Below are 13380 nucleotides of genomic sequence, written 5' to 3'. Positions count from 1 at the left end.
CACGAGGGCCCCGGAGCGGTCGCTCCGGGGCCCTCGGGCGTCGTGCGGCCGCTAGCGGCCGGCCGGGGAGATGCCCAGCTGCATGCCGGCGAGCCCGCGCGGCTTGCCCGCCAGGGACTCGGCGATGGAGGACATGATCTTGCTGGCCTCGGAGTCGGGGTCGGTCAGGACCAGGGGCTTGCCCTCGTCGCCGCCCTCGCGCACCCGTGTGTCCAGCGGGATCTGTCCCAGCAGCGGGATGCTGGTGCCCAGCGTCCGGCTCAGGGCGTCGGCGACCGTCTGGCCGCCGCCCTCGCCGAAGAGCCGCAGGGGCTCTCCGCCGCCCGGCGGAACGAAGTACGACATGTTCTCGATGACGCCGGCGATGCGCTGGTGGGTCTGCGCGGTGATCGCTCCGGCGCGCTCGGCGACCTCGGCGGCCGCCATCTGCGGCGTGGTCACCACGAGCAGCTCGGCGTTCGGCAGCAGCTGCGCGACCGAGATGGCGATGTCGCCGGTGCCCGGGGGCAGGTCCATCAGCAGGACGTCGAGGTCGCCCCAGTACACGTCCGACAGGAACTGCTGCAGCGCGCGGTGCAGCATCGGGCCGCGCCACACCACGGGCTGGTTGCCCTGGGTGAACATGCCCACCGAGATGACCTTGATGTCGTGCGCGGAGGGAGGGAGGATCATGTCCTCGACCTTGGTCGGGTAGTCCGACGCACCGAGCATGCGGGGCACCGAGTGGCCGTAGATGTCGGCGTCGACGACGCCGACCTTGTGGCCCTGGGCCGCCATGGCCGCGGCGAGGTTCACGGTGACGGAGGACTTGCCCACACCGCCCTTGCCGGAGGCGACGGCGAAGACCTTGGTGAGGGAGTTCGGCTTGGCGAAGGGGATCTCCTTCTCCGCCTGGCCGCCGCGCAGCTGCGTCTGCAGCTCCTTGCGCTGTTCGTCGCTCATGACGTCGAGTTCGACGCTGACGGAGGTGACCCCGGCGACCTTGGTCACCGCTTCGGTCACGTCCTTCTCGATGCGACCCTTCATCGGGCATCCGGCGACGGTCAGGTAGATGCCGACGCTGACGGCACCGTCGTCGGCGATGTCGACGCTCTTGACCATGCCGAGGTCGGTGATGGGGCGGTGGATCTCCGGATCTTGCACCGTGGCCAGGGCCTTGCGCACCTGCTCGGTGGATGGTGTGGAGGACATGTACTCAATCGTAGGTCAGTGGGATGAGGTACTCGGCCTGTGGAGTCGGCCCCACGCGACCACCAGTCACAACGGGTGGCGGGTGGTCGGCTATTCCGATCGGCGTGTGGCGCGGGTCTTGATCCGCAGGGTGATCATCCGATAACGGCACGTCCTTAACGCAGGCGATACAGGGCCGGATAGTAGTCTCTGCGCACCATGGGAAATGTTCCGCCGCCGCCTGGTTCGTCCTGGCCCGCCGCGCCCGAGGGGCCGGAGGGGCGGGCCCTCGACGGCTACCCGCAGGAGCAGGACTGGGCGGGCCCGCCCGGGGGCGGGCGACTCACGCCGCCCGGGGGGCAGCCCGCGGTCAGTGCCGAGGCGTCCGTGTGGGCCTGGCCCCCGCCGCGTCCGGTGCGCACCAACGAGTTCGCCAGCGCGGGACTGCCGGAGGGTGAGCCCTATCACAGGTTGGGTCGCAACTCCCGGTTCCGCTGGTGGACCCCGCTGCTGACCCTGCTGGTCTTCGGGATCCTCCTGGTCTTCCTGTGGATCGGCATCGTGCTCGCGATCACGATCGTCGCGGTCATCGGCGGCAGCGGCCTGGCCCCCGACGCGATGAGCGTGGGGGAGGTCGCGGGGCTGGCGTTCGGGCTCGCGCCGACGGCGCTGCTGATCCCCATCGTGCTGTTCGTGGTGCGCGTGGTGCAGTGGCGCCGCGTGGGGACCTTGATGTCGGTGGAGGGCCGGTTGCGCTGGAGCTGGCTGCTGCGCTGCACGGCCGCCGCGGTCGTGCCCGTCGGGGTGTGCCTGATCGCCTTCCTGTTCCTGGTGGACCGCCTGGCCCCGGGGTCCGGGCCCGTGGGGGAGACAGGGGGAGCGGAGGTGTTCGCGGCGGCGGTGGTCGTCATCGTCCTGCTGGTGCCGTTCCAGGCCGCCGCCGAGGAACTCACCGCGCGGGGGCTGATGATGCAGCTCGTCGGGTCCCTGGGCGCCCGCCCGGGCGAACCCCGGGGCGGCGGGGCCGCGTCGCGCGTGCTGCGCTCACCGGGAACGGCGGTCCTGGCCGGGGGCACCCTGGTCCCGGTGCTCTACGCGGCCACGCATCCCGACGACCTGTGGGTGACGTCCTCGCTCACGGTCATGGGACTGGGGATGGCCTGGCTGACCTGGCGCACGGGGGGCGTGGAGGCCGCGATCGGCCTGCACGTGGTCAGCAGCCTGGTCCAGTTCCTGCTCACCGCCTACGAGGGGCGGCTGTCGGAGGTCGGCACGGGGGCCGTCCTCGGCGCCGGCCTGCCGTCGGGCGGGGGGACACCGCTCGGGCTGGCGCTGACCGTGGCGCAGGTGGGCGCGTACGTGCTGGGGGTGACCTGGCTCGCCGGCCGCGGGGGCGTACGGCGAGCCAGCGCCCGGGCACGGCGCTGACCGCGCCGTCCCCGGGCGCCCGGCCCGTCCGGGGCGTCAGCCCGCGGTGCCGAAGACCGGGTAGTGGTCGGAGTAGTCGTCGTAGGTGTAGGTCCGGCCCCAGGACGAGACGGACCACGGTTCGCTCTTGACGCCGCGCGTCTCGTTGGTGAACGACACCGGAGCCGCGCCGCCGCGGATCGGCAGCACGTAGTCGAGCTGCTGCGGTCCCCAGTCGGGGTAGTTGTACCGGGCGATGGAGTTGGTGCCGGTGTCCCAGGAGTAGGGGGCGCCGGTGAAGGCCGGCTCGACCGCGTCGAGCCGCTTGAGTGCGCGGTCCCACTCCCCGCCGCCGCCGACGATGTTGAGGTCGCCCGCCACGTAGACCGGCTCGCCGTCGGGAATCGTGTCGATGACGGCGCGGATCTGCCCGAGCTGGTGGGTGCGGACGTCCTCGTCCTCGCCGTCGGCGCAGGAGCTGTCCTCGGACTGCATGTGGGTGCCGATGACGTGCAGGGGGCCGTCGGGGGTGTCCAGCTCCACCCGGGCGAAGCCCTTGTTGGCGAACCAGTCGGAACCGCAGGAGCGCGTGAAGATGTGCTGCTCGCGGCGGACGATCGGCCAGACGCTGTGGACGCTGACACCGCCGTTGGTCGTGGTGTGGGCTCGGTAGCCGGTGGTGGCGTCCCAGCCCGAGCGCGAGCGCCCCACGACGGGCGTGCCGTGGGGGTACTCCTCGGAGATCCCGGCGCGCAGGACGTCGGCGGAGGGGTTGTCGAAGAGCTCCTGGAGGACCACGACGTCCTGCCCGGACACGACGCCGTCCCGGGCGATGAGGTCGGCGCGGATCTCCTGGCCCCAGTTGGGGTAGAGCGCGCGGGGCAGCAGGTAGGCGTTGTAGGTGGCGATGCGGGGCGCGGGGCCGGGGTCGGCCGACGCGGGGCCCACGGCCACGAAGAGGGGGAGGATCAGGGCGACGATGAGGGCGGGGGCTGTTCGTCTGTACACGACAGCACAGCCTGTCCAGCCGAGGACACCGCGCGGGCACCAAGGGGTTACCGGTTGGTAGCGAATGCATGGCGGATCGACCTGAACCGGAAGGCCGTCCGGTCCTGCGCGCGGCAGATCGCCGCTTCCGCGTACTCCTCCCGGGACCGATCTCGACGTCCTCGCGGGCCCCAGCGAAGCGGGCTGCATGGTTCGGTGGCCGAACCGCAGTCCCTGTAGGGGGAGTGCGGCAGGCGTTCCGCCGCCGCCCGCCGGGCGTCGACCGTGAACGATGCCCGACCGCGCGGAGTGGGGCCGGTCGGCGACCGGCCCCACTCCGCGCGCGAACCGGGTGGTCCCGACGACGGCGGGGGACGCCGTACGGGCCGGGTCAGGCGGTGGACGCCTCGTAGACCGCCTCGCCTTCCACGAAGGTGAGCGCGGCGCGGGCCTCGTGGATCTCCTCCGGTGGACCCGCGAACGGGTCGCGGTCCAGTACCACCAGGTCGGCCAGCGCTCCCGGCCTGATGGCCCCCGTCTCGTCCAGGCGGTTCACGTACGCCGAACCCGCCGTGTAGGCCGTGATGGCCGTCCGCAGGTCCAGGCGCTCCGCCGGGAGGAACACCGGGGCCGACGAGCCCGGCAGGACCCTGTTGACCGCCACGTGGACGCCCAGGACCGGATCCGGGCTGCTGACCGGCCAGTCGCTGCCCGCCGCCAGGACCGCCCCGGCGCGCCTGAGCGAGCCGAACGGGTACTGCCACCCGGCTCTCTCCGCTCCCAGGAACGGAATGGTCAGCTCGTCCATCTGGGGCTCGTGGGCCGCCCACAGCGGCTGCAGGTTCGCCGTCGCTCCCAGGGCCGCGAAGCGGGGCACGTCGTCCGGGTGGACGACCTGCAGGTGCGCCAGGTGCGGACGGTTCACGGAGGGCCCGTTGGCCCCGCGCGCCGATTCGAGCGCGTCCAGGGCGTCGCGCACCGCGCGGTCGCCGAGCGCGTGGAAGTGCGTCTGGAACCCGAGCGCGTCCAGCTCCGTGACGTAGCCCGCGAGCCGTTCCGGATCCACGAAGCTCGTCCCCCGGTTGCCCGTGGGGCAACCGCAGCCGTCCAGATACGGGTCGAGCATCGCCGCGGTGCCCGTCTCGGCGACGCCGTCGAGCATGATCTTCACCGTGTCGGCGCGGAACCGGCCGTGGCTCAGGGCCGCGCGGCGTTCCAGGAGTTCGGGGATCTGCTCGGCGCCGCGGTCCCGGTCCCACCACAGCGCGCCGACCACCCGCGCGGTGAGCGCTCCCTCGCGCGCGAGCGCCGCGTAGGTCGACGACACGTCCGGCATGCCCGGGAAGGCCCCGACGATGGCGTCCTGCCAGGCCGTGATCCCCAACGAGTGCAGGTGCCCCTGCGCGCGCAGCAGCGCGGCGCGCAGCTCCGCCGGGGAGGGCTCCGGGGCCAGCCGGCCCACCAGGTCCATCGCCCCCTCCTGGAGGAGCCCGGTGGGTTCGCCGTCGGCGTCGCGCTCGATACGGCCGTCCGACGGGTCGGGGGTGTGGCGCGTGATGCCCGCCAGCTCCAGCGCCCGGCTGTTGGCCCAGGCTCCGTGGTGGTCGCGGTTGGGCAGGTAGGCCGGGCGGTCCGGGACCACGGCGTCCAGGGCTGTCCGGTGCGGCGCGCCGCCCTCGAAGGCCTCCATGGACCAGCCGCCGCCGGTGATCCATCCCTGGCCGGGGTGCGTGGCGGCGTAGGCGGCCACGGCGGCGACGGTCTCCTCCGCGGTCCGGGCCTCGGTCAGGTCGCAGTGGACCATCTCCAGGCCCGCGGTGACCGGGTGTGCGTGGGCGTCCTGGAAGCCGGGCATCAGGAGCCGGCCTGCCAGGTCCACGACCCTGGTGCTCGGGCCGGCCAGGTCCAGGACCTCCTCGCGGCCCACGGCCGCGATACGGCCGTCCGCGACGGCGACGGAGTTCGCGCCGTCCGGTGCTCCGGTGCGCGGGCCGTCCGGCGTGAGGACGGCGCCTCCGGTGAGGACGAGGTCGGCGTGGCGGGAGTTCATCGGTGGTTCGATCCTTCCGGTTCGGGGATGACGGTCTCGGTCGGGGCGGGTTCGGCGGGCTGCTCCGGGTCGTTTCCGCGGAGGAAGTAGGGGGACTTTCGCACCCAGCGCGCCCAGGCGGCGGCCACCAGTCCCGAGGCGAGCATGAGCGCCGGGACCGTCAGCAGGAACCAGCCGTTGTCGGGGTCCACGGCGAAGTGGTCGGTACCGGTGGCGAAGAGCCAGCACAGGTAGCCGGTGATCACGAGCAGGACCGTCCCGCCCAGGAGGGGCAGGACCACGGCGACGAGCCCCGCCCGCCACGACCGCCGGAAGAGGCCCAGGAACCTCACGACGGCGGCCAGCGCCGTCAGCACGTAGATGAGGGCGATGAGCAGGCCGACCGAGTTGACGGTCGCCAGGATCACGTCCGAGAGCCGGGGGATCGCCAGTGACAGCACCGCGACGGCCGCCGCCAGGGAGCCGAGGGCGACGGTCCCCGCGGCCGGCGTGCCGAACCGCGGGCTGACCCGGGACCACAGCGGCCCGAGGGTACGGTCCCGGCTCATGGCGAACATGGCGCGGGCGGTCGGGATCACCCCGGCCTGGAGCGAGGCGACGGCCGAGAACATCAGCGCCACCAGCGGAAGCGTCGCCCACGGCTGCCCGGCCAGGTGACCGGCGAAGACGGCGAGCCCCTGCTCCCCGCTCTCGGTCAGCTCCCGGTCCGAGAGCACGCGCTGGAAGGCCACCGAGCCGAGCATGAACAGGCCGAGCACGCTGAGCAGGGTGATGAGTCCGGCGCGGGAGGCGTCCCTCGGGTCGCGCACCTCCTCGTTGACGCTGAAGGCCGCCTCGAACCCCCAGTAGCAGAACACCGAGAGCAGCAGACCCTGCGCGAGCACCTGCGCGGAGGGGAGGGCGAAGGGGTTGAACCAGTCCCAGCTGAAGGGGTTGGGGCCGGTCACGGCGCCGTAGCCGAGGAACCCGAGCAGGACCGCGTACTCGAAGACCAGCAGGGCGACCTGGAACCGGGCCGCCGTGCGCAGACCGGCGACCGCGGTCAGCGTCACCGCGACGAGCACCAGGACGCCCGTCGCGACGCCCTGGGCCGTGGATCCGGGGTCGACGTCCAGCCCCGCGACACCGGTCACGCCGAACACCAGGGCCGTCTGCAGGATCGCGGATCCGGTCACGGCGGTGGTGTAGGCGAGGAACGCCACCGTGGCGACGATCAGGGTCCACCCCACCAGGAAGCCCAGCCACGGACTGAGGGAGCGCCCGACCCACACGTAGGTGTTGCCCGCGTTCGGTTCGACCCGGTTGAGCTGCGTGTACGCCCCGGCGATACAGAGGATGGGCAGGACGCCCAGCAGCAGGACGGCGGGCAGGTGGGGGCCGACCGTGAGCGCCATCGCGGTCAGGCCGATGCCGATGGTGGTGGTGGCCGCTGTGCTGGAGGCCGCGATGGCGACGCCGCCCAGCACGCCGATGGACCGGCGCAGGGGCCTGCCCGTGGGGACGGGAGGAGGGACGGCCGGGGCCGGGGGAGGGATCGTTGCCATGGTCGGCTTCCGTTCGCTGGGGGGTGGTCCGGTGAACGGAGATTGAACAGCTCGGCCTCTTCACAGGTCAATGGTGTTGTCATAAGCTTCCGTCACCTGAGAGCCCACGATGTGCGAGGTGACGATGGCCGAGCGGGTGGTGCCGCCCGGGGAGCGGCGGCGCCGACGGCCGACCAGGCAGGGGGTCGTGCTGTCGGAGGAGCTGATCGTCGCGACGGCCCTGCGCCTGATCAGCGAGCACGGGGCCGAGGCGCTGACCGTCCGACGGCTGGGCCACGCGCTCGGCGCCGACCCCAGCAGCCTGTACCGCTACTTCAGGAACTCCGACGACCTGATGCTGGCCGTGGCCGACGAGATGATCGGCCGTGTCCTGCGGGAGTGGCGGCCCACCGGGGACTGGCGTGCCGACCTGCGCGACCTCGGGCTCAAGATGCACGCCGGGGCCCTGTCACACCCCCAGGCGGCCGTGTTGAGCGCGTACCGCGTGACCGGCCGCGTGCACGAGATCCGGGCGGTGGAGGCGATCCTGGCGGTACTGCGCGGTGCGGGCCTCCCCGACGCCGAGGCGGTGCGGACCTACCACGCGTTCATCGACACGACCCTGGGCTTCGCGGCCCTGGACGCGGCGAACACGGCGCTGCCCGACGCCGCCCGCGAGGCCGAGGAACGGGTGTGGCGGGAGACCTACGCCGGCCTGCCTGAGGAGACGCACCCCAACATCGCCGCCACGGCCCCGCTGCTCGCGGCCAGCATGAAGGGGAGCGCCTACCCCCTGGCGCTGGACATGCTGCTGGCGGCGGCCGCGGCCCGCCTGGCCCACCTCACCCGCGACTCGTGACCCGGGCCGTGGGCAGACGGGCCCGGCTCCGGCTCCGGCTCCGGTGTCAGTGGCCGTCGGCGGGGCGGGTGGCGGGGCCGTCGGCGGGGTCGGCCGCCAGGGGCCCGGCCGGCGCCGTGCCGGTCCCCGTCGGCGCGGGGTGGGGCGGGAAGACCCAGGTCCGGTAGGACCAGAAGCGGAACAGTGTTCCCAGGCCCACGCCCACGACATTGCCCGCGATGTTCTGCGCGAGCGGGCCGGTCAGGCCCATGAGGTAGACCGCGACACCCAGGCATGCCAGCTGGACGAGCATGCCCACGCCGTTCATCAGCAGGAACAGGGCCGTCTCCCGCCAGTACCCCGTGCGGGCGCGTTCGCGGAAGGTCCAGAACCGGTTGCCGACGAACGCGACCGCGATCGAGCAGAGCGTGCCGATGAGCTGCCCCGTCAGCGCCTCGGCGCCCGCCACCTCCCACAGGAGGTTGGTCACACCGATCTGGACGACGTAGGCCATCGCCCCCACCGAGCCGAACCTGCCCAGCTCCCTCGCGAGCCGGTCGATCCTGGGGTGACGGGAGAGGAACTGTCGCACGGCCTTGGCCTCCGGGCACGGGTTTCGGGTGGTCGCGCGGCACCGGCCGGTGATGCGGCCTCGGACCGCCGCGCGCACACGCCCTAGACTCTAGCCGGGGACTGGAGCTAGACCCCGGCCGCGGGTTCCGAGCCGACCCGGCCAGGTTCCGCCGTGAGCGGAGCCGTCCCGTCACCGCGGTGGACGAGCATGTGAGTTGAGGAACTGTGAGCGAGCGTAACCGCACCGTCCCCCGTGTGGGAATGGTCGGAGGTGGCCAACTCTCCCGGATGACCCACCAGGCGGGCATCGCGCTGGGTGTGGACTTCGCCGTCCTGGCGGCGCGTCCCGCCGACAGCGCCGCGCTGGTCTGCGGCGACGTCACCCTGGGGGACGACCGCGGACTGGACGACGTCCTGGCCTTCGCCAAGGCCCAGGACGTGGTGACCTTCGACCACGAACACGTGCCCGAACCCGTCCTGCGCGCCGTGGAGGAGGCGGGCGGCCTGCTGCGGCCCGGCCGGGACGCCCTCCGCTTCGCCCAGGACAAGCTGCGCATGCGCACCCGCATGAGCGAGCTCGGCGCGCCCTCCCCCGCGTGGCGGGCGGTCACCACGACCGAGCACGTGGCGGCCTTCGCCGAGGACGCCGGCTGGCCCGTCGTGCTCAAGGCGGCCCGCGGCGGCTACGACGGCAAGGGCGTGTGGGTGGTGGCGACCCCCGCCGAGGCGGAGGAGGTCGTCACCCGCGCCGCCGCCGAGGAGGTGCCGCTGCTCGTCGAGGAGAAGGTCGGCTTCCGCCGCGAGCTGGCCGTGCAGGTCGCGCGTTCCCCGCACGGGCAGGTCGCCGTCTACCCGGTCGTGGAGACCGTGCAGCGCGGCGGTATCTGCCACGAGGTGATCGCCCCCGCGCCCGGCCTGGACGACGAGAAGGCGACCCGGGCCCAGGAGCTGGCGATCGAGATCGCGCACGCGCTCGACGTCACCGGCGTCCTGGCCGTGGAGCTGTTCGAGACCGACGACGGCGTGGTCGTCAACGAGCTGGCCATGCGCCCGCACAACTCCGGTCACTGGAGCATCGAGGGCGCGCGCACGTCCCAGTTCGAGCAGCACCTGCGCGCGGTGCTCAACCTGCCGCTGGGCTCGCCGCGCACCAACGCGCCCTACACCGTGATGGCCAACCTGCTGGGTGGCGAGGACCCCGAGGTCTACCGCCGCTACCTGCACGTCATGGCCAAGGACCCCGAGGTGAAGGTGCACTTCTACGGCAAGGACGTGCGTCCGGGCCGCAAGATCGGGCACGTCACCGTGATGGGCGACGACTACCGGGATCTGCTGGAGCGCGCCCGCGACGCCGCTGACTACCTGCGAGGAGACGGACAGTGACCGACAACGCCGACGGGCGGGGCCCCGCTGTGGGCATCGTGATGGGGTCGGACTCCGACTGGCCGGTGATGCGCGAGGCCGCCGACGCCCTCCGGGAGTTCGACATCGCCTTCGAGGCCGACGTGGTCTCGGCCCATCGCATGCCGCACGACATGATCGCCTACGGGGAGCGGGCGGCCGAGCGCGGGCTCAAGGTCATCATCGCGGGCGCGGGGGGTGCCGCCCACCTCCCCGGGATGCTGGCGTCGGTCACCACACTGCCCGTCGTGGGCGTGCCGGTGCCGCTGAAGTACCTGGACGGCATGGACTCGCTGCTGTCCATCGTCCAGATGCCCGCAGGGGTGCCGGTGGCGACGGTGGCGGTGGGCGCGGCCCGCAACGCGGGCCTGCTGGCGGTGCGGATGCTGGCCGCCGGGGATCCGGATCTGACCCGGCGGATGTCCCGCTTCCAGGAGGAACTCAGGTCGCAGGCCTACGCCAAGGGCGAGCGGCTGCGCCGCGAGGTCGCCGAGGGCGGCAAGCCCGCGGGCTTCGGCCGCTGACCGGCGACGGGTCCGGACCGGGCGAACCGCCCGGGCCGGACCCGTGGCATCCTCCGCTCAGTAGGTGAGCCCGCGGACCAGGTCGTCGTGTTCGGCCAGCCGGTCGGGGCACACGTGCTCGACGTGCGCGCGGCGCACCGTCAGGTTCCGTGCGGGGTCACTGCCGGCGGACAGCACCGACGCGTCCAGGGCGAACTGCCGTTCGTCGCTCTCGCACAGGCTCTCGGCCTCCTCCCGCATCTCCTGCCAGGTCTGATCGTCCAACTCGCTCGGCTCGGCCCCGAGCACGTCGGCCACGTCCGATCGATGGGCGTCCTCGTCGTAGGAGGAGCAGCCGGTGGTCAGGGCGAGAAGGGCGGCAAGTGCCACCAGGGCGCGCGGGTGTGCCACAGGGGGATGCCTTTCGGGTGTGGGGGGAGCACCGGAGCGGGCGGTGGCGCGGGTCGCGCTCCAGTGTGCACCACACCCTGGCGAGTCCGCTACCAGGGATTTCGTCAACGCGGCACCCCGGCACCCGGCACCGACACCAGGGGCGGCCCCGGCACCGTCCCCGGAGCCGCCCGCGACGCCGCCGCCGGCCGGCCTCCGGGTCAGGACGCCGGTTCTTAGCCCCCTGGCGGCACGCACTCCTGCGCCGGGCGCTGGTCGAGATAGCCCTGGCCGAGAAGCCGCTCCACCGGCGCGTACCCCTCACCGCCGGCCTCCGGCAGTTCCCCGGCGGGCACCAGGAGCTGCTCGCCGCCGCCGGGCTGCTCGAAGTGCGGGGCGATCGGACCCACCAGCGCGGTGACGCCGGTCAGTACCTCGTAGCAGTGGTAGTTGTGCTCGGCACCTCCCGGCCACGTGTTCAGGGAGTCCGGTGGCAGCGCCCGCTCGGCGAAGGGCGCACCCGCCGGGGCCAGGAACGTGCCGCGCGGCGATCCGAACCGGTCCAGCATCGTGCCCGGTTCCAGCGTGCGCAGCTCGTTGACCGGCTCTCCGTCCACCACCACGAAACCGTCGTGCTCGGGGTAGTTCCAGCCGCTCCAGGTCTGCCCCGTGTCCGGGTCGACCTGGTCCTCCAGGTACCACTCGTCCAGGAACTCGACCGGCCAGAGGCCGCCGAACGGCTCGTATCCCTCGACCAGCCGTGCCACCGGCCCCTCGGCGGGCAGCTCCGCCGGACCGAGCCGGCGGTCGCCGCACACGTACTCCGCCAGGTCCCGGGGCGTGGGCGGGGGGTCGAGCAGGGGGCACTCGTCCAGGGGCTCCTCGGCGAGCGCGGGCCCGGGGGAGGGCGGGGACGGGGGCTCCGACACCGCGGCGTGGGCGTGGGCGTGCGCGGGCGGGGCCAGGACGAGCAGGGCCAGGGCGGCTGCGGCCACCGTGGTTGGCTTCACCAGGGGTCTCCGTTCGATCCTCTGACATCCGTCGGGCGAATGTGGTCAGAAAACTACGGAGAGTAGTCAATCATGGAAGCGTCCGGTGCGGGGCCGACCGCGCACACGCCGGACGGCCGGGCCCCTCGGGGCACCGGCCGTCCTGAACGCGGAACCGCGGCGGGCTACTGGCGGCCCAGCGCCCGGTAGGTCCATCCCGACGCGCGCCAGAACGTGGGGTCGAGCGCGTTGCGCCCGTCCACGATGCGCTTCTCGGCCACCACCCCGGCCAGGTCCTCCGGGTTGGCCTCGCGGAACTCCGCCCACTCGGTGAGCAGCAGCACCACGTCGGCGTCGCGCGCGCACTCCAGCATGGAGTCCGCGTAGTTCAGCTGGGGGTAGGCCTCGCGGGCGCGCTCCAGCGCGGCGGGGTCGTACACCGTCACCCGTGCGCCCTGCGTGGCGATGGAGGAGGCCACGTCCAGTGCGGGGGAGTCGCGGATGTCGTCGGAGTTCGGTTTGAACGCCGCCCCGAGCACGCTGACCGTGCGCCCGGAGAAGTCGCCGCCGATGAGGTGGCGGGCGATGTCGATCGTGCGCGCGCGGCGGCGCTGGTTGATGGCGTCGACCTCGCGCAGGAACGACAGCGCGGGCTCCACGCCCAGCTCGTCGGCGCGTGCCATGAACGCCCTGATGTCCTTGGGTAGGCAGCCGCCGCCGAAGCCCAGGCCGGGGCCCAGGAACTTGCCGCCGATGCGGTCGTCGTAGGACAGCGCCTCGGCCAGTTGGATGACGTCGGCGCCCGCGGCCTCCGACACCTCGGCCATCGCGTTGATGAACGAGATCTTCGTCGCGAGGAAGGCGTTGGCGGAGACCTTCACGAGTTCGGCCGTCTGCAGGTCGGTGACCAGGACGGGGACGCCCTCGTCGGCCTGCCGCTGCCACAGGTGGCGGACCGCCTTCTCCACGCGCGGGGAGTCGGTGCCGATCACGATGCGGTTGGGGCGCAGTGTGTCCTCCACGCCGAACCCCTCGCGCAGGAACTCCGGGCTCCATCCGAGCTCGGCCTCCGAGCCGACGGGCGCGAGCGCGGTCAGCCGCTGGGCGAGGAGCGCGGCGGTGCCGACCGGCACCGTGGAGCGTCCCACGACCACCGACGGGCGGGTGAGCCGCGGAGCGAGTTCCTCGATCACCGAGTTCACGTAGCGCAGGTCGGCCGCTCCGGACTCGTCGCGCTGCGGTGTGCCCACACAGACCAGGTGCAGATCGCTGAACTCGGCGACCTCGTCGTAGGAGGTCGTGAAGCCGAGGCGGCCGGCATCGATGTTGGCGGAGAGGAGTTCGTCGAGGCCGGGCTCGTAGAAGGGGACCCGGCCGGAGCGGAGGGTATCGATCTTGGCCTGGTCGACATCGAGCCCGAGGACCTCGAAGCCCATCTCCGCCAGGCAGGCCGCCGTGGTGGCGCCCAAGTAGCCGGTCCCGATGACCGAGACTCGCCGCCTGCGTTCCGCTTCGACCACGTGGGTTGTCCTTCCTTCCGAGCCGCTGT

General features: G+C 72.9%; 12 protein-coding genes. 4 read left to right on the top strand and 8 right to left on the bottom strand.

Annotation, left to right across the window (positions count from 1 at the left end; genetic code table 11):
* Positions 1–51 precede the first annotated feature (51 nt).
* Positions 52–1191 carry an Mrp/NBP35 family ATP-binding protein gene (locus M1P99_RS06765; protein ID WP_304451803.1) on the bottom strand — a complete coding sequence of 380 codons (1140 nt, stop codon included), beginning with the start codon at positions 1189–1191 and terminating at the stop codon, positions 52–54.
* 393 nt (positions 1192–1584) lie between these two features.
* On the opposite strand from M1P99_RS06765, the gene M1P99_RS06760 reads away from it, so the two are divergent.
* Positions 1585–2598 carry a type II CAAX prenyl endopeptidase Rce1 family protein gene (locus M1P99_RS06760; RefSeq protein ID WP_304455603.1) on the top strand — a complete coding sequence of 338 codons (1014 nt, stop codon included), beginning with the start codon at positions 1585–1587 and terminating at the stop codon, positions 2596–2598.
* A gap of 36 nt (positions 2599–2634) precedes the next feature.
* Here M1P99_RS06760 and sph read toward each other — a convergent pair whose 3' ends face one another.
* The 3 genes from sph to M1P99_RS06745 form a co-directional block, all read right to left on the bottom strand.
* Positions 2635–3585: a sphingomyelin phosphodiesterase gene (gene sph, locus M1P99_RS06755; RefSeq protein WP_304451802.1), complete on the bottom strand. Its 951-nt coding sequence runs from the start codon at positions 3583–3585 to the stop codon at positions 2635–2637.
* A 370-nt stretch (positions 3586–3955) separates the two neighbouring features.
* Positions 3956–5614 carry an amidohydrolase gene (locus tag M1P99_RS06750; RefSeq protein WP_304451801.1) on the bottom strand — a complete coding sequence of 553 codons (1659 nt, stop codon included), beginning with the start codon at positions 5612–5614 and terminating at the stop codon, positions 3956–3958.
* The gene (locus M1P99_RS06745) at positions 5611–7158 is read right to left on the bottom strand and encodes an APC family permease (protein WP_304451800.1); all 1548 of its coding nucleotides are present in this window, start codon (positions 7156–7158) and stop codon (positions 5611–5613) included. Before M1P99_RS06745 ends, M1P99_RS06750 begins: the two co-directional genes overlap by 4 nt.
* A 124-nt stretch (positions 7159–7282) precedes the next feature.
* On the opposite strand from M1P99_RS06745, the gene M1P99_RS06740 reads away from it, so the two are divergent.
* Positions 7283–7996, top strand: a complete 714-nt coding sequence (locus M1P99_RS06740; protein ID WP_304455602.1) for a TetR/AcrR family transcriptional regulator — start codon at positions 7283–7285, stop codon at positions 7994–7996.
* Positions 7997–8042: 46 nt separating this feature from the next.
* On the opposite strand, the gene M1P99_RS06735 is transcribed toward M1P99_RS06740, so the two are convergent.
* Positions 8043–8567, bottom strand: coding sequence for a GtrA family protein (locus tag M1P99_RS06735; RefSeq protein ID WP_304451799.1), 525 nt, complete (start codon positions 8565–8567; stop codon positions 8043–8045).
* A 206-nt stretch (positions 8568–8773) separates the two neighbouring features.
* Here M1P99_RS06735 and M1P99_RS06730 point away from each other — a divergent pair, with 206 nt between their 5' ends.
* Positions 8774–9931, top strand: a complete 1158-nt coding sequence (locus tag M1P99_RS06730) for a 5-(carboxyamino)imidazole ribonucleotide synthase (RefSeq protein ID WP_304451798.1) — start codon at positions 8774–8776, stop codon at positions 9929–9931.
* A complete protein-coding gene (gene purE, locus M1P99_RS06725) occupies positions 9928–10473 on the top strand; it encodes a 5-(carboxyamino)imidazole ribonucleotide mutase (protein WP_304451797.1) in 546 nt (181 codons plus the stop codon). The genes M1P99_RS06730 and purE overlap by 4 nt, the downstream gene beginning before the upstream one ends.
* A gap of 57 nt (positions 10474–10530) precedes the next feature.
* Here the strand turns inward: purE and M1P99_RS06720 are convergent, their stop codons facing one another.
* From M1P99_RS06720 to M1P99_RS06710, 3 genes are all read right to left on the bottom strand, one after another.
* Complete coding sequence (locus M1P99_RS06720; protein WP_304451796.1) at positions 10531–10863, bottom strand: hypothetical protein; 333 nt, start codon at positions 10861–10863, stop codon at positions 10531–10533.
* A gap of 215 nt (positions 10864–11078) precedes the next feature.
* Positions 11079–11852, bottom strand: a complete 774-nt coding sequence (locus M1P99_RS06715; RefSeq protein WP_304451795.1) for a TNT domain-containing protein — start codon at positions 11850–11852, stop codon at positions 11079–11081.
* Between the two features lie 164 nt (positions 11853–12016).
* Positions 12017–13351 (bottom strand): UDP-glucose/GDP-mannose dehydrogenase family protein, encoded by a 1335-nt coding sequence (locus M1P99_RS06710; RefSeq protein ID WP_304451794.1) that lies wholly within the window; start codon positions 13349–13351, stop codon positions 12017–12019.
* Positions 13352–13380 lie beyond the last annotated feature (29 nt).

The organism is Nocardiopsis sp. YSL2 (genome assembly GCF_030555055.1).
GTDB lineage: Bacteria > Actinomycetota > Actinomycetes > Streptosporangiales > Streptosporangiaceae > Nocardiopsis.
Note: the sequence above shows the minus strand (reverse complement) of the source record. Positions and strands in the feature narration are given on the sequence as shown.